Origin of the sequence: Ruminococcus sp., assembly GCF_016287535.1 — a bacterium.
Taxonomy (GTDB): Bacteria; Bacillota; Clostridia; order Oscillospirales; family Ruminococcaceae; genus Ruminococcus.
The window spans coordinates 1-23,113 of sequence record NZ_JAEFAJ010000028.1; the positions used below are offsets into that span (position 1 = coordinate 1).

23 protein-coding genes are annotated in these 23,113 nt (G+C 44.9%); 10 read left to right on the forward strand and 13 right to left on the reverse strand.

From position 1 onward, the window contains the following. From QZZ36_RS10210 to QZZ36_RS10250, 9 genes are all read left to right on the forward strand, one after another. Window positions 1-777, forward strand: a 777-nt coding sequence (locus tag QZZ36_RS10210) for an SH3 domain-containing protein (protein WP_295081057.1), incomplete at its 5' end; no start/stop codon positions are given. Window positions 778-1,937: 1,160 nt separating this feature from the next. Beyond that, window positions 1,938-3,212 carry a DUF4143 domain-containing protein gene (locus QZZ36_RS10215; protein WP_295081061.1) on the forward strand — a complete coding sequence of 425 codons (1,275 nt, stop codon included), beginning with the start codon at window positions 1,938-1,940 and terminating at the stop codon, window positions 3,210-3,212. A gap of 360 nt (window positions 3,213-3,572) precedes the next feature. After that, on the forward strand, window positions 3,573-4,367 hold the full coding sequence (locus tag QZZ36_RS10220) for a hypothetical protein (protein WP_295081064.1): 795 nt from the start codon (window positions 3,573-3,575) through the stop codon (window positions 4,365-4,367). Between the two features lie 221 nt (window positions 4,368-4,588). Beyond that, window positions 4,589-5,836: a hypothetical protein gene (locus tag QZZ36_RS10225; protein ID WP_295081068.1), complete on the forward strand. Its 1,248-nt coding sequence runs from the start codon at window positions 4,589-4,591 to the stop codon at window positions 5,834-5,836. 445 nt (window positions 5,837-6,281) lie between these two features. Next, window positions 6,282-6,485 carry an excisionase gene (locus QZZ36_RS10230; protein ID WP_295081071.1) on the forward strand — a complete coding sequence of 68 codons (204 nt, stop codon included), beginning with the start codon at window positions 6,282-6,284 and terminating at the stop codon, window positions 6,483-6,485. Between the two features lie 85 nt (window positions 6,486-6,570). After that, window positions 6,571-7,776: a site-specific integrase gene (locus QZZ36_RS10235; protein ID WP_295081074.1), complete on the forward strand. Its 1,206-nt coding sequence runs from the start codon at window positions 6,571-6,573 to the stop codon at window positions 7,774-7,776. Between the two features lie 238 nt (window positions 7,777-8,014). Then, window positions 8,015-8,476 carry a low molecular weight protein-tyrosine-phosphatase gene (locus tag QZZ36_RS10240; protein ID WP_295081077.1) on the forward strand — a complete coding sequence of 154 codons (462 nt, stop codon included), beginning with the start codon at window positions 8,015-8,017 and terminating at the stop codon, window positions 8,474-8,476. Continuing rightward, on the forward strand, window positions 8,473-8,664 hold the full coding sequence (locus QZZ36_RS10245) for a hypothetical protein (RefSeq protein WP_295081080.1): 192 nt from the start codon (window positions 8,473-8,475) through the stop codon (window positions 8,662-8,664). Before QZZ36_RS10240 ends, QZZ36_RS10245 begins: the two co-directional genes overlap by 4 nt. A gap of 2 nt (window positions 8,665-8,666) precedes the next feature. Continuing rightward, a complete protein-coding gene (locus QZZ36_RS10250; RefSeq protein ID WP_295081083.1) occupies window positions 8,667-9,032 on the forward strand; it encodes a C-GCAxxG-C-C family protein in 366 nt (121 codons plus the stop codon). Between the two features lie 38 nt (window positions 9,033-9,070). Here QZZ36_RS10250 and QZZ36_RS10255 read toward each other — a convergent pair whose 3' ends face one another. The 7 genes from QZZ36_RS10255 to QZZ36_RS10285 form a co-directional block, all read right to left on the reverse strand. After that, the gene (locus tag QZZ36_RS10255) at window positions 9,071-10,741 is read right to left on the reverse strand and encodes a bifunctional diguanylate cyclase/phosphodiesterase (RefSeq protein WP_295081087.1); all 1,671 of its coding nucleotides are present in this window, start codon (window positions 10,739-10,741) and stop codon (window positions 9,071-9,073) included. A 268-nt stretch (window positions 10,742-11,009) separates the two neighbouring features. Further along, the gene (queF, locus tag QZZ36_RS10260; RefSeq protein ID WP_295081090.1) at window positions 11,010-11,507 is read right to left on the reverse strand and encodes a preQ(1) synthase; all 498 of its coding nucleotides are present in this window, start codon (window positions 11,505-11,507) and stop codon (window positions 11,010-11,012) included. Window position 11,508: 1 nt separating this feature from the next. Further along, the gene (gene queC / locus QZZ36_RS10265) at window positions 11,509-12,198 is read right to left on the reverse strand and encodes a 7-cyano-7-deazaguanine synthase QueC (protein WP_295081093.1); all 690 of its coding nucleotides are present in this window, start codon (window positions 12,196-12,198) and stop codon (window positions 11,509-11,511) included. 13 nt (window positions 12,199-12,211) lie between these two features. Further along, window positions 12,212-12,766 carry a GTP cyclohydrolase I gene (gene folE / locus QZZ36_RS10270; protein WP_295081096.1) on the reverse strand — a complete coding sequence of 185 codons (555 nt, stop codon included), beginning with the start codon at window positions 12,764-12,766 and terminating at the stop codon, window positions 12,212-12,214. Between the two features lie 11 nt (window positions 12,767-12,777). Continuing rightward, window positions 12,778-13,440 (reverse strand): putative 7-carboxy-7-deazaguanine synthase QueE, encoded by a 663-nt coding sequence (gene queE / locus QZZ36_RS10275; protein ID WP_295081099.1) that lies wholly within the window; start codon window positions 13,438-13,440, stop codon window positions 12,778-12,780. Then, a complete protein-coding gene (queD, locus tag QZZ36_RS10280; RefSeq protein WP_295081102.1) occupies window positions 13,437-13,862 on the reverse strand; it encodes a 6-carboxytetrahydropterin synthase QueD in 426 nt (141 codons plus the stop codon). Before queD ends, queE begins: the two co-directional genes overlap by 4 nt. Before the next feature lie 198 nt (window positions 13,863-14,060). After that, a complete protein-coding gene (locus QZZ36_RS10285; RefSeq protein ID WP_295081105.1) occupies window positions 14,061-14,330 on the reverse strand; it encodes an acylphosphatase in 270 nt (89 codons plus the stop codon). A gap of 227 nt (window positions 14,331-14,557) precedes the next feature. Here QZZ36_RS10285 and QZZ36_RS10290 point away from each other — a divergent pair, with 227 nt between their 5' ends. Continuing rightward, window positions 14,558-15,652 carry a TraB/GumN family protein gene (locus tag QZZ36_RS10290; protein WP_295081108.1) on the forward strand — a complete coding sequence of 365 codons (1,095 nt, stop codon included), beginning with the start codon at window positions 14,558-14,560 and terminating at the stop codon, window positions 15,650-15,652. A gap of 140 nt (window positions 15,653-15,792) precedes the next feature. Here the strand turns inward: QZZ36_RS10290 and fba are convergent, their stop codons facing one another. The 6 genes from fba to QZZ36_RS10320 form a co-directional block, all read right to left on the reverse strand. Next, window positions 15,793-16,656: a class II fructose-1,6-bisphosphate aldolase gene (gene fba, locus QZZ36_RS10295; protein WP_295081111.1), complete on the reverse strand. Its 864-nt coding sequence runs from the start codon at window positions 16,654-16,656 to the stop codon at window positions 15,793-15,795. A gap of 576 nt (window positions 16,657-17,232) precedes the next feature. After that, a complete protein-coding gene (locus QZZ36_RS10300; protein ID WP_295081114.1) occupies window positions 17,233-17,544 on the reverse strand; it encodes a hypothetical protein in 312 nt (103 codons plus the stop codon). A 238-nt stretch (window positions 17,545-17,782) separates the two neighbouring features. Then, the gene (gene murD / locus QZZ36_RS10305; protein WP_295081117.1) at window positions 17,783-19,138 is read right to left on the reverse strand and encodes a UDP-N-acetylmuramoyl-L-alanine--D-glutamate ligase; all 1,356 of its coding nucleotides are present in this window, start codon (window positions 19,136-19,138) and stop codon (window positions 17,783-17,785) included. Further along, window positions 19,135-20,517: a hypothetical protein gene (locus tag QZZ36_RS10310; RefSeq protein WP_295081121.1), complete on the reverse strand. Its 1,383-nt coding sequence runs from the start codon at window positions 20,515-20,517 to the stop codon at window positions 19,135-19,137. The genes murD and QZZ36_RS10310 overlap by 4 nt, the downstream gene beginning before the upstream one ends. Before the next feature lie 33 nt (window positions 20,518-20,550). Next, window positions 20,551-20,928, reverse strand: coding sequence for a metal-dependent transcriptional regulator (locus tag QZZ36_RS10315; protein ID WP_295081124.1), 378 nt, complete (start codon window positions 20,926-20,928; stop codon window positions 20,551-20,553). Between the two features lie 126 nt (window positions 20,929-21,054). Further along, the gene (locus QZZ36_RS10320) at window positions 21,055-23,112 is read right to left on the reverse strand and encodes an N-6 DNA methylase (protein WP_295081127.1); all 2,058 of its coding nucleotides are present in this window, start codon (window positions 23,110-23,112) and stop codon (window positions 21,055-21,057) included. Window position 23,113: the final 1 nt, after the last annotated feature.

The following is a 23,113-nucleotide window of genomic DNA, read 5'->3' on the forward strand; positions in this document are numbered from 1 at the left end:
GGTACGCCGCTAATTGTTGTTGAAAACGGACTTGAACTTCGTCTTGGTCCTGATGAAAGCTATGAAGTTATAAATACTGTCCCTGCGCAGACACGACTTTATGAGAATGGATACAATAAGGATAACAACGATTGGCTGTTTACTTCATATAAAGGAAGGTATGGCTGGATTAGAACACATAAAAAAGACGATAATACGGCAACTATCCATTATGATGCTGTTGCGGCTAAGCCTGTTATCTACCTCTATCCCGAAGAGGAGACCGATGTTCATGTGGAGCTTGAACTGACAGAAGCAGAACTGTCAACAACTTACCCTAAGTATAATAATGGCTGGGACGTAACAGCTTCTCCCGACGGTTCGCTGACGAACAAGGCTGACGGTACACATCATAAATATCTCTTCTGGGACGCAGTAAACTGTCGTACAAGGTTTGACTTCTCCAATGGCTTCTGTGTTGCAGGCTGTGATACTGAGAGTTTTCTCAGAGAAAAACTCACCTATATGGGACTTACCGAAGAGGAGATGAACGAATTCATCGTATACTGGCTGCCTCTTATGGAGCATAACAAGTATAATCTCATATCTTTCCAAGGGGATGCCTATACTGATTCCGCAAAACTGAACATCACTCCCACACCTGACAGCCTGCTACGCATCTTCATGACATATGTTCCTCTTGAAGATGCAGTAGACATTCAGCCTCAGCAGCTTGAGACCTTTGAAAGAAAGGGTTTTACGGTTGTTGAATGGGGCGGCAGCAAGATCAAGTCATAAACATATCTGAAAAAAGAATAAAAACAAATTATTCGCCTGTATAATCAATTATATGGGCGGATTTTTTTGTTTGAAAAGCTGTTATGATATATTGTATTCGATATTTTCAACAGTACAGGCTAACGGTATGGACGGTGAAAATAGTCTGACAGACATATTTTCAAATCTGTCAGGCACGATACTTATACCGTGAAACAAACAACCTATTGAAAGAAATATAGCTGGTTAACCCTGTCTAATTCTTATTTACATTTTTCCCTCATATTCTCTGAGGCGATGATAGAAAGTGTTTGCCGAAGTCCAATTGTATTATTGATAAAGTTGTTGAAATTGAATTCAATTAGAAGAATACTATTTCATTAGTGATAAACGCATTCCACTCATTTATTCCACACGGAAATTATAAAAGGCTATAAATAGGCAAAAACAGTGCGTTACAAATATTCGAATCCCTCTCTGTCCGCTTTTCTGTTACCTACAGAAAACAGTTTCAAATGAATTTTTGAAGTTCCGTGTGCGCAAAAAACAGGTGAAATGCACATGAAATGCACACGACTGAAAGGTAGTATAACGATACGACAACAACAGCTCCCGAGTTGGGAGCTGTTGCTGTTAAATATGATAAATAAAGATTCTTTGCGCGGATTTCTTGAAATTTCAAGCCCTGAGGCACACGCACTGCTATGCGCTCGCATAGCGACCTTCGGGTTATGAGGGCAATGTGTTGATTATTATTGGGAATTACGTAGTATTATATAATACTGTTTAATCCGCATATAATCAGCAAAATTCAACCAGCCGCCGATAATCATGAAAAAATAATATAGTAACTTTATTAGGAAAATATTAGGAAATCGTCTGCTGTAGGTTTATGATTGACTTTTTCTCTTGACGGCCTGTTAGTTCTGAAAGTAGCAATCAAACAAATTATGTATATAGTAGTTTAAACATACGCATGAAAAACTATTTCTTCATATATTCTTAATCGAATACTTTGACCGTTTTAATATCATAATAATATAGCTTTGTCAAAGTATTTTTGTCAAAATGTGTCGGATTGAATTATAGAAATCTCTCGGATTGTATTTTGAAAATCTTTCGGATTGTACTTGCAAAATCTCACGGGTTGTGATATAATAATACCAAACGGAGGTGCTGTAATGAAAAACGAAAAATATATGCCGCGACTGATCGACAAAATAATAGATGAGTACCTTTCCGCTTTCGGAGCACTTTGCATAGAAGGTGCAAAATGGTGCGGAAAGACTTGCAGCTCGGCTTACCACTCCAACAGTGAGATACTGATAGGTGATCCTGCTAACAATTTTCAGAATCGCAAGCTTGCTGAAATGTCTCCGAGTATCGTACTGGAGGGAGAGGTTCCAAGACTTATCGACGAATGGCAGGAAGTTCCTCCACTATGGGACGCAGTAAGATTTGAAGTAGACAAGCGTTCATCAAAAGGACAATTCATTCTAACAGGCTCCGCTACACCAAACCACAAAGGAATAATGCACAGCGGTGCAGGCAGGATAGCAAGGCTCCGAATGAGGCCGATGTCACTTTACGAATCAAAGGACTCATCGGGCTTGGTCTCACTGAAAGATATGATAGACGGAAAATTTACTCCGCGTATGACGGGAGAAGTTGACCTGAGAAAGCTTATGCAGCTGATCGTTCGCGGCGGCTGGCCTGGCAATCTTGATACTCCTGAATCACAGGCACATCTTCTGCCGACACAGTATATTGATGCAGTTGTTGAAGATGATATCTTCAGACTCGACGGAATCAAACGCGACAGCAGAAAACTTAGGCTGCTGCTTCGTTCTCTTGCAAGAAATGAAAGCACAACAGTCACAAACAAAACCTTTAAAAAAGATATTAAAGAAATCGACGATGACGACATCAATATTGATACAGTAACTGAGTATCTTGATATCTTCAAAAGACTTTTTATAACTGATAATCTTCCCCCATTTTCTTCTAATATCCGTTCATCGGTAAGGCTCAAACAGTCGGAAAAGCGCCACTTTGCAGATCCGTCGCTTGCTTGTGCATTGCTCGGGGCAAATGCCGAGAGACTTATCGGTGATCTTGAGACAGCAGGTTTCATGTTTGAAGCGCTCTGCGAACGTGATCTCCGTATATATGCCGAGGCAAATGGTCTGAACGCATTTCATTATCAGGATTATAAGGATAAAGAGATCGACACCGTTCTTGAAGCTCCCGACGGCGAGTGGTACGCCTTTGAAATAAAACTCGGCGCAAATCAAATTGATGAAGCAGCGAACAATCTTATTGAAATAAGCCGCAGCATAGAAGCCGACAACGGACGTCCACCAAAGCTTTTGTGTGTTATATGCGGACTATCAAATGCAGCATACCAACGTGAAGACGGCGTTTTTGTCGTACCGATAACTGCACTGCGAAACTGAATATTTTTATCAAACACAGTATCACCAACTATCGCAAAATTTGCGATAGTTGAGCTGTTGCAATATTCGCAACAACTGAAAACAGCTCCGCCTGAATTATCCTCAGACGGAGCTTTCTCTTTGTGTATGTGTTACAATTCAGATACTGCTTCATGCGTGGAAAACAAATTCGCGCCCCAGTTTTACTGAGGCACGAATCTGGCTACGGGCACTCCCCGCTGGCGGTCGTACTGAAACTTGAACTCAGACATCGGAGTATTCCGATTACTCACAGTTTAGCAAACTGTTCTTTAATAATATACCTCCATTAAACTTTAAATTTCCTTCTTCATCTCAAATATTAATAAGATTTACTCTGCTTTGGGCGTAGAAGCTTGTGCCCCGTCAGTTGAGACAAAGAGTACGAATGCCAGACTTGACAAAATTGAAAGCGTTCTTGTAGATATCTCAAAGCAGCGTATAGAACATTCCGAGCGGCAGTCGGAAAAATCAACTGTGAAACGCACTATTATTCATGAAGAAATCACAAATACATCTGAGCAAGAGAGCACTACCACGATGGAAACTGAAACTGCTTCGTACAGGAGTCAGTTTGTCAAGTCGTTCGGAAACCGTATTTTTGAAGCCCATAAAGCTGCCGAAAAAGATACAAAAGAATTCCGATGTATCAAGGATTTACTTAGACTGCTCAATTCATATGTGTACCACCGCTTCAGAAAACAGTCCCCTCAAATAGGGTTTTACACGTATGGCATAGAGCAAATGGAGCAATTCACAACTATTATTATCTTAAAGTATGCGACTGAGTACAGCAAAAGCCCATACAATGCAAAGTCATTTGTAAAAGAAATGCAGGAATGGATTTCAAAGATCGGGGTAGACGAACAAGTCACGTTACACGAATCGCTGCCTAAATGTCTGCATAAGTTTGAGATTGAACGTGATGTGCAGATCACTCCAACTGTCATGTACATATGCTGGCTGATAACAGATAAATTAAGAAACGCTAAACGTACACAAAATGAAACTATAAATTTCGATGAACTTTTTAACTATGACTATTTCGATGACCTTGCAGAGAGAATCAATCCTGATGTGTATGACAGTTGTTCGTATCCAATAAACCATGATAAACTATTAAATTATTTAAGCTGAGGTGATAACTTATGTATTTTAGCGATATTGCAGATGAATTAAAATATCCTGCAAAATATAAACAGCGTATGCGAGCGGAGCATACGAAAATCATAGAATATGTCACAGCTCATTTTAAGCTCAGTCGTCAATGGCAAAGAAATGTCTTAAAGTTAATGAATACTGTTACCTGTCTTATACTGCAAAATGAAAGTATAACAATAGACTATAAGCAAGACGATATGATAAGTCAAACTGCTCCTATGTTTATAGACAGTGACGAGATCGAACAAATTCTGAGCAGATATCATTGTGAGCAACTATTAATTACATGGAATAAAACAGAATGGGATATTGATGAAGCGGCACCTGCTGTATCAGATACAGTTTCTGCTCCGCTCCCGGTAAAGTCTCCTTCTGCTACTCCGTCGGAAACTCCAAAAGAAGACTTATACCTAAGAGCGCCGCAGTATCCGAGATACGATGTCCAGAAATACTGGCTTAATGAAATAATCGGCTCAGAGCATTTCTATATGCATAGCTCTTTGCCGATAATTCCTGAAAAGCAGAATGATATATCCTGCACAACAGATGTGTCAATGATGACAGATAAGGACTTATTGAAGCTATACCCAAATCATCTTATACGCACGAGACACGCTGTCATGTATGAACCTATTGATGGTATCGATTATGATGAGGATTTAGGTCTTATACTGCCGATAAAAGGATACACGAAGAAAATGCTGAGAGACAATATCTTACAGTATCCTCATTTCTATCAGCTTACCCGTATAGTAGGCGGTGAAGAGATAAGTTTCTACAGGCATATAGAGATAGACGGGGAACTGCATGATACGCTGAATGTCTGGGATACACTGCCTGATGCAAAAAAGCTTCCCAAGACAGCTGAGTTTATCAAAGAATACATCATCAGGCGGTACCTGCTCGAAAGAGATAAGGGCGTAGAACATAAGTACCCGTTGAGAGGCAGCTTACAGCCATACTTAACTTTATTCGCACCTGCTGAGTTTTATACCAAACATAAATGTGGTGAGCCTGTGGAGCTGGCAAGGCAGTGTGTGAACGCCAGAGTTGATTTCTTTAAGACACGGAATCCCTATCTCGTCAGATATCGCAATGCGTTAGGGGGACAGCCGACTTATAATACGATAGACTGTCCGTTCAAACCTTATTGCCGAAAATCTTTCTGCAATGCTTCGTGTCCTGATAATGCTGAATTTTCATTTTTACTGGAACGCAATAATATCAGTCACGACGATGCTGTATTCGCCTCTGACATCAGAACGCTCTCAGACGTTTCAGAATGGCTCACAGCGGCTTCCAACTCGTATAAGGTAGTTATATCCCGCAACAGCTCAGAGACGGCTTCTGCGTTATCCTACGCAGCGATATGCAACAGCTGGTACGGTAATCTTTTCAAAAATGACCTCCAAAAATTATATACATATAATCCTAGGTTAGGATGACCAAAGTCAAAAAATACTTTCAAAGTTTAAAAGAATTTAATGACGTGGTTTGTATAAATTTATTTAAGGTTTTTATTTAAGGTGGGTTTTCAACATCATAAAAAATGAATGTAGCAAAGAATTATCATATCAAAGAGGAGGTGAGATGATTGGCAAAAAAGAATGAAAGGAGCGCATTGTACAAGTGTATCTGATGCAAGGTACGCTACTGGCAGAGCCTATGTGACATACCCGATGAAGAGCTTGCAGCGTACCTGCAGGTCGGAATTCACACACTTCACGAGTATGACAAGTCGGCAGAAAATGTCACACTCGGCAAAGTTGATAATCTACTCTACGTTACGGGTATGGAGCTTAGCGACCTAATTGCGCTGTAAAAAACTTTAAGTGCTTAATAAGTGTACTTCGGAACTGGAATGAAAATGGAAAGGACGGATTACAAACTATGAAAGAAATAATGATCCCCGTATGGGAAAGATATGCTTTAACTGTAAATGAAGCTGCTGAATATTATCATATCGGAGAATCCAAACTTCGAAGAATTGCAGAAGAAAATCCTGACGCTGATTTTATAATAATGAACGGCAACAGAGTGCTGTTCAAAAGAATCAAATTTGAAAGATTCTTAGATCAGGCAACAGCGTTATAGTTATTTAAGCTATTGAAATAGACCCGTACTTGTGTTATAATTAACCTGCAAGTTCGGGTCTCTTTTCAGAAAGGAGCAGTTTATCATGAGCGAGAAGAGAAGAGACCACAAAGGCCGTATCCTGAGAGACGGAGAAAGCCAACGTTCTGACCTCAAATACCGTTTCGCCTATATTGATAATTCAGGGAAACGTAAGGAAGTAACCAGCTGGCGTTTGGATGATGCTGATCCTACTCCGGCTAATAAACGCAAAGGTCCGTCGTTAAGGGAAATGGAGAGGCAAATCGAAAAAGATAAGTATAATCACATTCTCTCAAACGGCGGAGAGTACACCGTTCTTTCCTTAGCAGAAAAATACATCTCCCTCAAAACAGGTGTCAGAATCAACACTGAGACAGGTTACAAGACCGTGCTCAACATCATCAGGAACGATCCCTTCGGAAGCAGGAGGATCGATACTGTCCGGATATCTGATGCCAAGGCATGGCTGATAAAGTTACAGCGTGAGGACGGTAAAGGATACAGCTCGATACATACCATCAGAGGCGTTCTAAGGCCAGCGTTTCAAATGGCTGAGGATGATGATCTGATACGAAAGAATCCATTTCAGTTTCCTCTGTCAACAGTGATCATCAACGACAGCGTCACTAGAGAGGCTATAACAGAAAAACAGCAGGCCGACTATCTTGAATTTATTAAGCAGGATAAGATCTATAGCAAATACTATGAAGCAATTTTCATCCTGTTTAACACTGGACTGCGTATTTCCGAATTCTGTGGGCTGACTGTATCCGATATTGATTTTGAGAAGAATCGTATCAAGGTAGACCACCAGCTCATACGAGCCAGTAATATGAAGTATATCCTTCAGGCTCCCAAAACGGAGAAGGGCATCAGGTACATACCTATGACCGTTGAAGTCGCTGATTGCTTCAGAAGAATAATCAACAGGCGCAAAAGAGTCAGAACAGAGCCAGTTATAGGAGGCCGCGTAGGATTTCTGTTTCTGGACAAGAATTCAAAGCCGACTGTGGCACAGCACTGGGAAAAGTATATGCAGCGCATCAGGGAGAAGTATAACAACGACATCGGCCGTCTACCGCTGCCTGCTATCACTCCGCATATCTGCAGGCATACCTTCTGCACTAACATGGCTAAGAACGGTATGAACCCCAAGATGCTTCAGTACATAATGGGACATGCAGACATAACCGTTACATTGAATACGTATACTCATGTCCAGTATGAAGATGCGGAGAAAGAGATGAAGCGCTTATACGGTATCGTTTAGCATTAAACATTCATTTTACCATTTTATCGTAGTAAAAATTCACAAAAAACACTGGTGTAGCCCAATATATGGTCGAACTTTTTTCCACAGTTTTTCCACGCTTGCAATGAAAAACATGAGAAAATACGAAAAAATATGCAGAATTATAAGAAAATATTCATTTTTATTCATGTTGTGTCAAAACGAGCTTTTAGGCTATTTTACGAAGATTATCAAACATTTAAGGAGATTTGAGAAGATGTATAAAATCATGTTTGTTTGCCACGGCAATATATGCCGTTCGCCTATGGCAGAATTCATAATGAAAAAGCTCGTTGCAGACGCAGGTCTGAGCGACAGATTCTTAATTGCTTCAAGCGCTACAAGCACAGAGGAACTTGGCAATCCCGTCTATCCCCCTGCACGTTCGGAGCTTGCAAAACACGGTATCGGATGTTCCGGAAAAACTGCGGTACAGCTCAGAAAGTCGGACTACGACCGGTATGATTACTTCATAGGCATGGACACCGCAAACATACGCAACATGAACCGTATCTTCAGCAGCGACAAGGACGGCAGGATATACAAGCTGATGACATTCGCAGGCAGCGGCAGAGATGTTTCCGACCCTTGGTACAGCCGCAACTTCGCTGCTGCATACACCGATATAGAAAACGGCTGCAAAGGGCTTCTTAAAAAGCTAATGGAGGAAACGCAATGAAATATGAGATAATAAACATCTTTGAAGAGGACTACGGCTGCGAGGGTATCCCCGATAATGAGGAACTTATGTGCATAGTCGCTCTCAGGGACGAAAACGGCATTGAAAAACACGTCAGTCTTTCAGACAGCTTCATTACTGAAAATGATCTTAAAAAAGGCGGATTTGTACTGCTTGAGGAGGTATAAAAATGGCAGAAAAAGCAAATAAGGCAATTGAGAATCACAAGCATTTCTACAGCTGTTCAGCCGCGGTAATGTGCGCATTTGCCGACGAGATAGGTATCAGCGCTGATGAAGCAAAAAGCATTGCAGCTCCGTTCGCAGGAGGAAAAATGATAAAATGCGGAGCCGTACTTGCTGCCGAGTATATTCTTTCAAAGAAATATCCCGACAAAGCACCTGAGCTCATAAGCGATTTTGAAAACCGTTTCATCGAAATGAACCGTTCGGCTGTATGCCGTGAGCTGAAAGGCGCTCTTACCGGTGAACCGCTTCGCTCATGCAGGGGCTGCGTCACCGACGCTGCGGAAATACTTGAAGATATGTGCGTATAAACAAAAACTCGTCTGTACTGAACAGACGAGTTTTTATGTTATTCAACATCGTATCTGCCTTTGCGGAGACGTTCCTCGAACTCCTCAACAGGCAGCGGCTTGTCGAACAGGAACCCCTGTGCAAGATCGCATTTGTTCCTGCGCAGCGCCTTTACCTGTGCCTGAGTTTCTACTCCCTCGGCAATACATTCAAGTCCCATAGCCCTTGCCATTCCCACAACGTAATGGAACATGATATCCCTTGCGCTTTCCTCACCGTCTTCGTGCTCAGGAATAAAATTCTTGTCTACCTTCATGACGTCCCATGGGATCTCTTTTATAAGGTTCAGTGAAGAATAACCCATTCCGAAATCATCAACAGAGGTGCATATCCCTGCGTTCTGCAGACCGCTTACGACGCGCTTCAGGTCGCGGAACTCAACGTCCGTAGTAGTTTCCGTAAGCTCTATCTCGATATACTCGTGAGGTACATTATTGCTGTCAACGATCTCAAGGATATGTTCAAGCAGATCCATATCGACCATGTGTTTACGGGAGAGATTTACCGATATTCTCACCACATTCCTGCCCTCATTGAGCCAGCGTTTTATATCCTTGCAGACATGGTCAAGCATATAAAAATCCAGCTTGCATATCTCCAGTCCGTGCTCAAGTATAGGTATAAACTCCAGAGGAGGGATTATCTTTCCTTCCCTGAACCAGCGGCAGAGAGCCTCGGCTCCTACTATCTCCCCTGTATTTATATTCACCTTAGGCTGATAAAAAACATGATATTCTTCATTCAGCACAGCCTCCGGGAAAAGATGCTGTATACGCATGACCTTGTCTTTTTCAGCGACCATCTCATCACTGAAAAATACTATATTCTGCTTGTCGCTTACCTTTGCCGCACTTGAAGCCGATATTATCTTATCGAGGATATCTCCGATATCGTCCATAACGAAGTCATCAGGGATAAGGAACACGCCAACTGAAGCGGATACCATTATCCTGTCGCCTGAACGTACATCATATACAACAGCCGCCCCGCTCAGATAGCCAAGTACATTATTCAGGCATTCCCGCTCGCAGACAAGAGCAAAATTATCACCGCCCACGCGGCATATCTCACCTTTGCCGTTTATCATCTCAGCAATGGAATTGAAAAAGCTGTGCATTACCATACTTCCGAGATTTCTGCCTATCTGCTGATTTACAAGCGCAAAATGCTTGAGATTGAAATGAATTGCGGCTTTTCCGGCAATAGTGCCTTCCTGCGCAGACTTCTGTATATATCGTATGAGATAGCGGAAATTATGGTATCCGTCATCGTCGAAGAAAGCAAATCTGCAAGCGGCGTCCTGTATCCTGCTCCTGCTGACATACACACTGACAGTATTCAGGAAAAAGCTGACATTTCTTTCTTCCTCTTTATTCCACGGCTCCGCGTCCTCTCTGATATAGACCTCGCAAACGATAACACTCATCAGATCTGTGACTATACGCTCTGACAAGCCGACTCTTCCCTTTTCACCGTTGTCATAGGATATAAGTATATCGCCTTTGCCAAGCTCTTCACATTTGACGTTCTGATATGTTTTTGTAGCGATCTTTGTTATACGGAACATTCCGCATATTTCACCAAGCTCAGCACGGACCTTTGAAAAGTCTATTTTATTCATGCTGTTCAGTTTTTCAAGGAATCTTTCCAATGCAATATGAAAATCCATTTTCTCACTTCCCATCCTAAAAACTATACAGTGGCAAGTATGGTCCAAACCATATATATTAACGAATTAAAGGCACATATATATCTTTTGCCAATAAAATTCTTTTTATCGTTGTTGAATCAACATATAATTTGCTATTATAGTATAACACATTATAGTCAATTTGTCAATCTCAAATACTGTGCTAAAACATTTATTGTAATAGCGAAATATTTATACATAAAATAAAAAGCGCATACCACAGTATGTGATACGCGCTTATGAGCTTTTATCTGTTGTTTACTGTCTCCGGGTACATATCGTGATTTGCAAGTCTGTCCCAGGCAAGCTGTTCCCATTTTGTACCGGGCAGCCCGTAATTGCAGTAGGGGTCTATGGAAATTCCGCCGCGGGGCAGGAATTTTCCCCATACTTCGATATATTTCGGCTCCATGAGCTTTATGAGGTCCTTCATGATTATATTCACGCAGTCCTCGTGGAAATCCCCGTGATTGCGGAAGCTGAAAAGGTACAGCTTCAGCGACTTGCTCTCCACCATTTTCTCAGCAGGTATGTAGGATATATATATGGTCGCAAAGTCCGGCTGCCCCGTGATAGGACAAAGACTTGTAAACTCCGGACAGTTGAACTTTACAAAATAATCGTTGTCCGGGTGCTTGTTGGGAAAGGTCTCCAGCACCGAGGGATCATAGTCCGATGAATAAGAGGTCCTGTTATTGCCGAGGAGAGATATGCTCCCCTTTTCGTTTTCGTTTCTTCCTGTCATATTATACTCCTTTCGCAAGGGCAGGGTCTTCCACTCCGTTAGCCGCGAAAGCAGCAGCTCTGTCGATACAGGTGCCGCACTTTCCGCAGGGTCTGCTGCCGCCCTCATAGCAGCTCCATGTGAGCTCGTAGGGCACGTTGAGTTCAAGTCCCTTTTTCACTACCTGAGCCTTAGTAAGTCCGATAAAGGGCGCCTCAACTCTCAGCTGACAGCCGCTTCCGAGGTATATCGCACGGTTTATAGCATCGTTGAAATCGCTGCTGCAATCGGGATAGGCATTGCCTGCCGCGTCGTCGCTGTGGGCTCCGTAGTATATCACCTCACAGCCGTGAGAAAGAGCGATACTCGCAGCCGATGACAGGAAAAGACCGTTCCTGAACGGAACATAGGTCGATACGGGAGCTCCGCCCGTTTCCCTGAGCTGCTCCGAATATGACTCCATAGGTATCTCCTTATCTGAGCCCGCAAGGAGAGAGCAGTCGGAATCCGCAAATATAAGGGCAAGATCAAGCTTTTTCAGCTGCACACCGTAATGAGCGGCTATCTTTTCCGCAGCCTCAAGCTCCCTGCTGTGCTTCTGACCGTAATATACAGACAGCGCAAGGACTTCCTCCGCGCCGTACTCCTTAACAGCGATACCGAGACAGGTGGTACTGTCAACACCGCCGCTGAATAAAACCAGTGCTTTCATAGTATTCTCCTTATCAGTCAAGCAGTTTCCTGAGCTCAGGGTCGTTCCTGAACTCACCCCGCCATGTCTTTGTGACCGTCTTTGCGGAAGCGTTGCGTATGCCCCGTGCGGTCATGCAGCTGTGGCAGCCCTTTATCACAACTCCCACATCGGGAGAGCCTGAGGCTTCCGAGATTATCTCGGCGATATCGCTTCCCAGTCTTTCCTGAAGCTGCAGGCGCTTTGCAGCCATATCGCATATCCTTGCTATCTTGCTGAGACCGAGGACTCTTCCCCTGGGGATATAAGCCACGTCCACAGTCATATCGTACATAAGAGCCATGTGATGCTCGCAGTAGCTGAAAACTGTTATATCCTTCATAACTACTGCCGTGCTGTCGTCGGCAGCTTCAAAGGTCTTGCCGAACATCTGCGCTATATCGTGGTTTGAGTATGCTATGCCCTCAAAGACCTCCTCCATCATTCTCGCAACGCGCTGAGGAGTTTCACGAAGTCCCTCACGCTCAGGATCCTCGCCGAGAGCTTCAAGAATGCCTTTTATATGCATTTCAATTGCTTTAGTATCCATAAATTCTCCTTTCAGACGCCGCGCTTTTCCGGATCCCATATAAACTTGTGGAGCTGCAATTGCAGCCTTACGCCGTTAAGACGGTGTGCGAGCATGAAATCAACTATATCCGCAGGCTCTATCCTGCCGAAAACAGGGCCTATATACACTCTGCACCTGTTTATCAGGTCATACTCCTTTATTACAGCGGCAGCCCTTTCAAGGTCCCGGAGGCTTCCGGAAACGAACTTGACCGTATCGCTGCCTGTGATGTATATGTAGTTATCGGTGAGCATACTGCTCTCCATGCCGCTGTCAGGCAGCTTGTAATCGAGAGTAAAGGAGGGACGGAGCTGCCTTGCCGCAAGCTCCCCGATGAGTATACTGCCGTTGGTCTCTATCTCAACACTGTGTCCGGACTTTATAAGCAGGTCAGTCAGTACGCCTAAATCCGGCTGCAAAAGCGGCTCTCCCCCTGTGAGAGTAACATTCGTTATTCCTGTGGAATCCGCATAAGCCGCTATCTCCTCAGCTGTGAGGAGCTCTGCCTCAGCGTCGCTGCTGTTCGCCCATCTGGTATCGCAGTAGGTACAGTTGAGGTTGCAGCCCCTGAAACGGATAAACACCGCCGGCTCTCCTGCTTTCTGTCCCTCTCCGTTGATGCTCGTGAATTTCTCAGCTACCGGGTACTTCATGGCGTTTCCTCATATACCGCGCAGTTTTCGGGAGTTTCATACACTGCCACACTGCTTACCGGCAGTCCCTGAGCACTGAGCTGTAAGTAAAAATATTCCGCGAACCTCTCAGCCGTGGGACGGAAAGGAACAGCTATCAGCCTGAAATTCTCGGCGTTCAGAGCCGCAACAGTCTCAGCCCTGAGAGAGCCCTCCTCATATATGAGAGCATGGTCAAAGCTGTCAGCAAGAGTGCGTACAGCGCTTTTGATGTCTCCGAAATCTATGAGCATCCCCCGCTTTGTGCCGTCTTCCACCAGCTCATTCCCTGAGAATTCAGCCTCTATCTTCCAGCGGTGACCGTGTATATTAGCGCATTTTCCCTCATATCCCGCAAGGAAATGAGCGCTGTCAAAGGAGGCTGAGGTCTTTAATCTGTACATATCATCACTCCAAAATAAAAAAGCACCTGCCTTGGCAGATGCATCCATACATAATGAACTATACCGCGCAGAAAGCCGCAGTATACCGGATGCCCTGGTTTTTATTAACGACAGGATGGCGCAAACGAACTGTCGGAGCAAAGCTCGATGTTTATTATATCATCTGCAAACAGCTTTGTCAAGCTATTTCACAGGCTGTCATACTATTTCAAATACATGATCGCCCTGCACAGGGATATGCTCGGAGATCATATCGTCGATACTTCCCCATATATGACCCTTCAGAACATCTATCATGTCATTTATATCACGCTCTGTTCCCTCTGCTTCCATCTCAACTGAACCGTCGTCAAGATTGCGCACCCAGCCGGTGATACCATATTTCTGAGCGGTATGTGAAGCTCTCCAGCGGAAACCCACTCCCTGCACATAACCGTAAAAAATAATATGTCTGCGAATCCTTTCCATAAAACGACCTCTTGAAACACCGCTCATTCAGAGCTTAAAATACCATATTTTCATTATATACCCAAATATCGGAAAGGTCAAGTATTTTATACGCTTTTTATACTAATTCCTGAGGAAACTGAGTAGAAAACAGCAGGATATGTACAATGTTTTATCTTTTCCGTTGACAACCGTTTTTTTCAGTAGTATAATAAATTATATTTTGTATTGAAAGGACAAAAACAAAAATGAAAAAAATGAGAACAACCGCCTTTATTATGGCACTTGCTATGGTGCTTACAGCAGCATCATGCAACAAATCATCATCAACAAGCAATTACAATGACGCTTCAAATGAAGCTTCAACAGAGGCTTCCACCGTCACTACAGCTGCTGATACCACAGAAGCAACAACAGAGAATACTTCAGACGCCGACAGTGAAGCCAACCCGCTCGGTTCAACAGCTGATATAGAAAACTATATCAAGACCACTGACATCAATCCTCCACTTTGGAAGGTAACTGATACAGAAAGCGGAAACTCTATCTATCTCCTCGGTACTATGCACGTTCTTCCCGAAAAAGCGGGAAATTACCCCGATCAGCTCATGGACATCTACAAGAACTGCGATTCTATCGCCGTTGAGTACGACACAGTAGCTCTCATGGAGGACGCTTCAGCTATGCTCGAATTCCAGCAGGGCTTCATCTACAGCGACGGAACCACCATAAAGGACCATATCTCAGAGGAGACATACAAGAAGCTTACAGACTACTTTGATTCAGTAGGCGGCTATAACGCAATGCTCGATCAGTACAACACCGGCTTCTTCCTCAATCAGCTCAATTCAGTTATGCTCCTCAGACTTGAGAACCTCGTGACAGAGGGCACTGACACATACTTCATGAATCTCGCAAAGGACGACAACAAGGAAGTTATCAGCATTGAGACACTTGATACTCAGGTAAAGGCTCTTTCCGCATATTCTGACGATCTTGCGGATTATCTGCTTAACGATTCTCTCAACGACATTGACGATATCGAAGAATACGCTGAGTGTATCGCCGAGATCTATGAGCTCTGGGCAAACGGCAGCGGCGACATCATGTTCGATATGGACATGGATATCGACGAGATACCCGAAGAGCTCAAGGGAGATTACGACGAATACAAGAAGACTATGCTCGACGACCGCAACAAGGGTATGGCTGACAAGGCTGAAGAGCTCCTGAAGGAAGGCAAGAACTGCCTCTTCATGGTAGGCGCTCTCCACTACTCTGAAGATGTCGGAGTAGATAACCTTCTTGAAGCAAAGGGCTACAAGGTAGAAAAGATAGCTTGACCGGTCCTGTGACCAATTGAATATATACCTCGCTGAACGGTCTGCCACTGCGGCAGACCGTTTTTACTGCATATGCGGGACAATAAAAAGAGCCTGAGTACCATTGTACTCAGGCATCATTTTTATGTAATGTAAGCCGATCAAGCCTTGTTTACGCTGCCGAAGAGCTCCATCTTTTCCTTTACCTTAGCCTTGATTGCGTCAACACCGGGTGCCAGGAGCTTTCTTGGATCGAAGCCCTTGCCCTGCTTATCCTTGCCAGCCTCAACATAGCCTCTTACAGCCTCAGCAAATACGAGCTGACACTCTGTATTTACGTTGATCTTAGCAACGCCCAGTGAGATAGCCTTTGTTATCATATCGTCAGGGATACCTGTACCGCCGTGGAGAACGAGAGGCATCTCGCCTACAGCCTTGTTTACAGCCTCAAGAGTCTCAAAGCTGAGTCCCTCCCAGTTTGCGGGATATACGCCGTGGATATTGCCGATACCTGCTGCAAGGAAGTCAACGCCGAGATCAGCGATCATCTTGCACTCTGCGGGATCCGCACACTCGCCTCTGCCGATAACGCCGTCCTCTTCACCGCCGATAGCGCCTACCTCAGCCTCGATGGAAAGACCGAGATTGTGAGAAGCGTTTACGAGCTCCGTTGTCTTTGCAACATTCTCAGCGATCGGGAAGTGTGAGCCGTCGAACATGATAGATGTGAAACCAGCCTTAATGCACTTGTAGCAAGCCTCATATGAGCCGTGGTCAAGGTGAAGCGCAACAGGTACTGTGATACCGAGTGACTTGTCCATAGCCGCTACCATGTCAGCAACTGTATTGAAGCCGCACATATACTTGCCTGCGCCCTCTGATACGCCGAGGATAACCGGAGAATTGCACTCCTGAGCAGTCTGAAGGATAGCCTTAGTCCACTCAAGGTTATTGATATTGAACTGACCTACTGCGTATTTGCCTGCTCTTGCTTTTCTGAGCATTTCTGTAGCTGAAGTTAACATAGATATAATTCCTCCTGAGAATTCATTTACGGGGGGATCTGACCCCATCGTTAATATTATATCATAGCTTGCTGTGAATTGCAAGAGTTAATTATAAATTTAGCAATAATAGCCCAGTAGGGGCGGATATTATACGCACAAGCCTTTAGCTGACAGCCGTTAGCCTGTAAATTCGGAATTAAACCAACTCTCAGCTCTCCAAACCGGTACGAACCTACAATATTATATACGGCAAATTGTTCATTACGCTGAATTTCAAAAAACCTTTTTCAATATTCAATGGTTTTACTTTGAATAGAGCTCCTGACAGAAAAGGCGAAGGAGATAGGATTGAGTATTGATTCATTGAGAAGAGTAAAAAACGAACTGGAAATCAGAACTTACAAAAAAGATTCTGCATGGTACTGGCGTATAAAATAAATGCTGTCTTCCATATCTTGCATATCTTACCGGGCAATGTAATTTAGCGAGTTAATGCATAAAATGAAGATAGGCAAGGAAGGCAAGGCAGCAAGTTGGATTGTGTGTAACAAATATAAAAGGGCGGATAATATCCGCCCCTGCTTATATCTGTTATTATCTCCAGCGTCCGACCACAACGACGTCACTTAAACGTCCTGATGTGGGAGCGCCGCAGTCCTTGCAGCATTTATAGTAATAATAATGTTTATATATTTTACCGTCTGATTCTTTGGTTGTCCATGAATAAGCGTTCACTCTCTTGCAGCCATGTGTATGCTTGCAGGCTTTACTTGGGATATATGCCTGAGCTGATGCAACGGTAGTGTTTGACTTCTGTGGTGCAATAGACTTTGTTGCGGCTGTACCTGCTCCGAGGAGAGTGAAAGCCATAGCGGCAGCTGCGATTTTTCTGATTGCGTTTTTCATAAGTATTACTCCTTTTAAAATAAATTTTCTGAGGCTGAAACACCAGCCTTCACTTATAGTAACGCATATCATTTAAAAAGTGTAACAGAAAACAAAAATTTTTTTTCATAAAGCGCATTAGTGTTGCATTATCCGTGAGGTTCGCTCCGTAGGGGACGCCGTCCCCTACGGAGCGTTCATGTTATATTATCCGTGAGGATAACAAAAAGGGCGGATATCATCCGCCCCTACTTAGTTCTTAATTCTTAGCTCTTAGTTCTGAAACAAGCGCTTTGAATGCGTCGCCTCGCTCCTCGAAGTTCTTGAAGATACCGTAGCTTGCAGCTGCCGGCGACATAACGCAGCTCATGCCCTCAGGAGTTATCTCAGCGGCGAGCTTCACGGCACCGTCAAGGTGGTCCGCATAGTGTACCCTGTCCTTATCCCTGAAAGAGCCGCTCGACTGTATCATATCATACACACGCTTTCCCGAAGCCTCCATGCAGATAACTCTTACATCAAAGTCCGAAAGGAAGTCCACAAGGGGCTGATAGTCTATACCCCTGTCCATGCCGCCTATGAGTATGGTACCTACTTTGGGCACGCTCTGCAGTGCGGATATCGCTGTAGCGCAGGCGGTTGAGATAGAATCGTCATACCAGCGTATACCTCTCACCGTGTCCACGAATTCAAGGCGGTGAGCAAGAGGGTCGAAGCTGCAAAGAGCCCTTGTGAAGTCCTCTTCCTCCACAATATCCTTGCAGACGTCCCACGCAATGGCTATATTATAATGATTGTGGGTTCCAAGGAGCTTGATATCACTGACAGGTATCTCGTACTCCTCATCGTCGGAATCGTAAACTATGCCGTTCTCGACGAAAACATCCGCCGCCTTATCGCTGTTCGAGACAGTCACCGCGATAGACGGTATATCGTCCGTTCTTATATCGTAATTGCACCAAAGCACGTCGCATACGTCCTGATGCAGATAGATGTTCTTCTTGGCGCTGTAGTAGTTCTCCATAGAGCCGTAGTGGTCAAGGTGCTCCTCATAGAGATTGAGGAATATGGCAGACCTGGGTGAGACCGTCATATATTCCAGCTGGTGGCAGGAGAGCTCGCAGACCACAACTGTATCGTCCTTCATGCCCTCGGCTATGTCGAATACGGGGATACCGATATTTCCGGCGATACGGCAGTCAACTCCGCTCTCACGGAGAACATGATATATCAGGGAAGTGACTGTGCTCTTGCCTTTAGTGCCGGTTATACCGATTATCTGTTCCCGGTACACCTCAAAGAACACCTGTGTTTCGCAGGTTATCCTGCATTTAAGCTCCGAGGGGCTCTTTCCGAGAACTATTCCCGGACTTTTGAAGACCAGGTCGAAGCGGTCAAGACAGTCCTGATAACCCTCTCCGCAGACAAGCTCAACACTTTCCGGGAGCCCGTTCCCTTCACGGTCAACGGGATTCAGGTCGGCTATGACTACAGCCTTTGGCGAGCAATACTTCTCCAGTATCTTATACGTGGACTTTCCCTCGCGTCCGAAGCCGAGTATGCAGACAGTCTTTCCCTCTGTATACTTATTTATATATTCGCAGAATCTATTCAAAGCAGACGCTCCATTTCCTTAGTCAGTATATTCTTGAATTCGTCGGGCAGCAGGTTCTGCTCATCGAATGAACCGCAGCACTCGGCATTGAGGGTATCGATATGTTCAGGGTGATAGAGTCCCCGTTTTTTATATTCCTCAAACAGCAGCGGAAGCCTCTCCCCCTCCTGTTCAAGTCTGCGTACCGCAAGGGATACGGCCAGATTGACCTCGTCTATACTTCCCACGCACTCAAAGGGCTTATGCTCCGACTGACCGATGAGCTCGATGAAATATTCCATCATTTTCCCATCGTTCAGCATATCCCTGGCGAATATCTTCTTCAGCTCGGCAAGGCTGAGAAATGGTGAGAGTATCAGGCATACGAAAAGGCACTTGGGACACTCTCCGCACCATATATCTGGAGATACCTTGCTTCCCAGGTTGCAGCTCCTGAATACGGGAAGGTATTTCCTGTAGGAAACGAACATCTTCGCTATCTGGAATTCAGCGAGGGGACGCAGGAAGCTGAAATAATACTGTCCTGTGCGGAGGTACTTCTCCTCATATTCATGGAAGTCCTTTTCAAACTCAAAGCTCTTTGAATACTGATGATTGACGTCCTGTCCGGCAACTGTGCTCTCATTCGCGCTTGATTCATTGGACAGCACGATATATTTGAGACCGTTTAGGTAGGCTGTTATCTCCGCGGAAAAGGCAACTATGGCAGAAAAGGGCGTATGCCCGTTTATATAGCCCTTATCGTTGAGAGCTATGAGGGAGCGGTCGAAATGACGGTGAGAAGTTATAAGAGCTTCCTCCGGGAGACCTGCGGCAGCTACTGTATCGCTTATGGAACGGCGCTTGTTTATGGAATAGCACAGGCACTTCTTTCCTGCCCTGAGAAGAGTCTCCAGCGTCAGAGCCGAGTCCTTGCCTCCGCCTATAGGAACAAGACAGCCCTCAGGACTGCGGTATGTCTCCTTCAGTGAGCTGTCAAAATGTCCTGTGGGAACTATCCTTACAAAAGTATCGAAATCCGCTGAGATACCATTCACAAAGAAGAGTTCTCCCAGTCCCATGTACCACAGCTTCTTCCACCACCTGATCTGCTCCTCGTCGAGTTCTCCGCACATAACGCGGAATTCAGGGGAGCATACGGCTTTCCAGTAGCTGACAGCCTCAGCCATACCGAGAGAGAAAGCCAGTCTGTCAAAATTGAGATCGCCGTTTACAGTGAAGCCCTCAGGTTTATGGAAACTCCAGCTCGGACGGAACTCCGCAAGACCGGGTATTGAAAACTCATAGCCTATCTCAACACTGTCACGGGTCTCGTTCACATAATATGCTTTATATACAAAAACGGGATGTTTTTCCCTAAGTTCTTCATATTTTCCCATTGAGTGCCTCCGAAAAAAGATTATATTACAACGTCACTTTCCTTCAGAAATCTTTTTATAGTGAGCCTTTATGCAATCAAATGTCTCGTCTGATATATCGTGTTCTACCATGCAGGCGTCCTCAGCCGCCACGTCCCGGTTCACGCCGATATGTATGAAGAAATCCGTAAGTACAGTATGCCGGCAGTAGATCCGGTCTGCAACTATCCTGCCCGCGTCGGTAAGTCTGATATGGTTCTCGTCATCAACGGTAACAAGGCCCTCGTCCTTCATTTTTTTCAGTATAATGGATACTGTAGGTCTTGAATACCCAAGATAGGAACATATATCGATAGCGTGGACATCAGGCTGCTTCTGTGAAAGTATCAGTATCGTTTCAAGGTAATTTTCAACTGCTTCCGTAATAGCCATTCTGATCCTCCTTTACAAAAAGTTATTATTTCCGAATACACCATATACGAATACATAGTATATTATATCATAAAACCGTGAAGATTACAACACTTATTTTCAAGTCTTCCGCTAAAAAGCCGCAGCTCAGACAAGAGGGTGTCTGCTGAACCCGTAAGAGGTCTCGAAGCTGTCCCAGTCATCACGGCACAAAGAGATATTCTCCCGTACAAGCTCCTCTGCCTCCGGACAGTCAGCCGGAAAGTCAGGGAGAGGCAGTCTCGCAAGGTCGCCGGGGTTCATGTTGAGCGTGGGATTGAGCACAGCCGCAAGCTCCGAAGCCGCCTTGCTGTTGAGAAGTCCCAGCAGCAGAAGGAGCTGCTTTTCACTTTCCGGGAAAGCGCTTGTTCCCGCCACATTGAACATGAAGCTCCCGTCGAAATAACGCACGGATATCTTTCCGCTGGTTATCTGTGACAGACTTACCGAGGGTCTGAAATTGTAGTCAAGACTCTGAGGACGTGAGCGAAGTCTGCCGCTGCCGTCACGGAAGCTCTTTATCTCAGCGCCGTCATTCTCCCAGTTTACGACGTACTCCCTGTTGCCGTACCACTTGCGGTACTCGCCGCCCTTATTGAGAAGGCACCACTTCTTTTTATGACTGACCATAAAATCAATACTGTCATTGCTGACCTCATACCATCTCCGCAAAAAACGGTCATTATCTCCGGTTATAAGTCCTTCCCTGACCGGAACAGTTTCTCCAAGGGTCACGCCATCAAACGCCTTCAAAGCCTCTTTGCCCAGCCAGTAAGCCACCGGAGCAGTCGGTATGTGCAGGAAATCAGCAGTATCCGCTTCAAACCTGAAATCACAGTCATCGCCGCTTACCCCTTCAAGACATTTCTGCCGCTGGAGCTCCATATCGCCCCTGAATCCGGAGAGGCGCAGATAGCTCCCCCTGCCGCCCTTCGCCATTTTCAGCGTGAACGCGCAGAGAGGCACTGTAGCGTCACCAAAGGCTGAATACTCAAAGTGAAGCATTGTCTGTATACTGCATTCCTCGTAGATAAGCCGTCTCAGCTTCTCATAGGACTGTAAGAAGAGCCATGTGGAGGGTGTGAGGAAGCCAAGATAACCATTTTTTGCGCACATTTTGATACATCGCGCTATGAAAACCGAGAAAAGATCAGCGCTGTAATCCTTGTAATTCTCATTGACAAACTCCGAAAGCTTCCGATCCATAGCAGATTTTCCAAGGTAGGGAGGGTTTGTAACGATAATGTCGTATTTGTCTCTCAATATCTGACCGATAGCTGCGGCCTTATCACTGACTTTTTCAAGCTCATCGCTGTTTATGAGTGATCCGATACTTCCGGAAGTATCGGAAAAATCATACACCTCAGGTTTTACTGCTGCGCCGTATTCACCGGCTTTCAGCCTTAAAGCGGTCTCAGCCACCGCACAGGCACGTTCGTCCAGTTCCAGTCCGAAAAGGTTGTACTTCAGTATTTTTTCCGCTGCTGTCCGGCCTGACCAGCCGTTTTTACGATACAGCTCCATAAATACGTCAAAAGCATACAGAAGAATGTTTCCGCAGCCCATGCAGGGGTCTATCAGTTTTATTTTCTCAGGACTGATAACATTATCACTGCCCGCGTCATCACCGAAATAGTATCCGCCGCCGTCAGTATCATATCCGTGACTGCGCAAAAAACGTATCAGCGTGTTCTGCACCATGTACTTCACTATCCAGTCCGGTGTAAACAGCTGCGTTGCCGCCGCTATCCTGTCAGCGCTGAGGCGCTTGCTGCTTTTATGTCCTGCGGACAGCTCGTTCCTGTACGGCTCGTTATAATACTGGTGCAGCCACCCCAGTACCACTGTATCACTGAACATTTCACGCCCAAGCCCAAGGAGTTCCGCTGTTGTTCCGCCGTCAGCCAAAAGCTGCGGCGGAACAGGCAGCTCGCCGTACAAGCTGAAAATACCTCCATATTCTGCCGCGAGCTGCCCGCACTTTTCCCTGAAAAGTGCACAGCGGAACTCCTCTGGCGAAGCGCTGATCTCTTCCACCGCTGACCAATCCGCAGCGGCAAGAGCACATAGCCGCATAAATCCGCAGTATGCCGATCTTTCATCACATTCAGCAAGCAGGAGTCCCCTCTGTCTTGCAGCAAATTTCTTCAGCAGTGAATAGTCCATA

What these genes read in the sequence shown, in the direction of transcription:
- QZZ36_RS10215 (WP_295081061.1), top strand. Translation starts at nt 1,938, where the DNA reads ATGAAAAACGAAAAATATATGCCGCGACTGATCGACAAAATAATAGAT.
- QZZ36_RS10225 (WP_295081068.1), top strand. Translation starts at nt 4,589, where the DNA reads ATGATAAGTCAAACTGCTCCTATGTTTATAGACAGTGACGAGATCGAA.
- QZZ36_RS10230 (WP_295081071.1), top strand. Translation starts at nt 6,282, where the DNA reads ATGAAAGAAATAATGATCCCCGTATGGGAAAGATATGCTTTAACTGTA.
- QZZ36_RS10235 (WP_295081074.1), top strand. Translation starts at nt 6,571, where the DNA reads ATGAGCGAGAAGAGAAGAGACCACAAAGGCCGTATCCTGAGAGACGGA.
- QZZ36_RS10240 (WP_295081077.1), top strand. Translation starts at nt 8,015, where the DNA reads ATGTATAAAATCATGTTTGTTTGCCACGGCAATATATGCCGTTCGCCT.
- QZZ36_RS10245 (WP_295081080.1), top strand. Translation starts at nt 8,473, where the DNA reads ATGAAATATGAGATAATAAACATCTTTGAAGAGGACTACGGCTGCGAG.
- QZZ36_RS10250 (WP_295081083.1), top strand. Translation starts at nt 8,667, where the DNA reads ATGGCAGAAAAAGCAAATAAGGCAATTGAGAATCACAAGCATTTCTAC.
- QZZ36_RS10255 (WP_295081087.1), bottom strand. Translation starts at nt 10,741, where the DNA reads ATGGATTTTCATATTGCATTGGAAAGATTCCTTGAAAAACTGAACAGC.
- queF (WP_295081090.1), bottom strand. Translation starts at nt 11,507, where the DNA reads ATGACAGGAAGAAACGAAAACGAAAAGGGGAGCATATCTCTCCTCGGC.
- queC (WP_295081093.1), bottom strand. Translation starts at nt 12,198, where the DNA reads ATGAAAGCACTGGTTTTATTCAGCGGCGGTGTTGACAGTACCACCTGT.
- folE (WP_295081096.1), bottom strand. Translation starts at nt 12,766, where the DNA reads ATGGATACTAAAGCAATTGAAATGCATATAAAAGGCATTCTTGAAGCT.
- queE (WP_295081099.1), bottom strand. Translation starts at nt 13,440, where the DNA reads ATGAAGTACCCGGTAGCTGAGAAATTCACGAGCATCAACGGAGAGGGA.
- queD (WP_295081102.1), bottom strand. Translation starts at nt 13,862, where the DNA reads ATGTACAGATTAAAGACCTCAGCCTCCTTTGACAGCGCTCATTTCCTT.
- QZZ36_RS10285 (WP_295081105.1), bottom strand. Translation starts at nt 14,330, where the DNA reads ATGGAAAGGATTCGCAGACATATTATTTTTTACGGTTATGTGCAGGGA.
- QZZ36_RS10290 (WP_295081108.1), top strand. Translation starts at nt 14,558, where the DNA reads ATGAAAAAAATGAGAACAACCGCCTTTATTATGGCACTTGCTATGGTG.
- fba (WP_295081111.1), bottom strand. Translation starts at nt 16,656, where the DNA reads ATGTTAACTTCAGCTACAGAAATGCTCAGAAAAGCAAGAGCAGGCAAA.
- QZZ36_RS10300 (WP_295081114.1), bottom strand. Translation starts at nt 17,544, where the DNA reads ATGAAAAACGCAATCAGAAAAATCGCAGCTGCCGCTATGGCTTTCACT.
- QZZ36_RS10310 (WP_295081121.1), bottom strand. Translation starts at nt 20,517, where the DNA reads ATGGGAAAATATGAAGAACTTAGGGAAAAACATCCCGTTTTTGTATAT.
- QZZ36_RS10315 (WP_295081124.1), bottom strand. Translation starts at nt 20,928, where the DNA reads ATGGCTATTACGGAAGCAGTTGAAAATTACCTTGAAACGATACTGATA.
- QZZ36_RS10320 (WP_295081127.1), bottom strand. Translation starts at nt 23,112, where the DNA reads ATGGACTATTCACTGCTGAAGAAATTTGCTGCAAGACAGAGGGGACTC.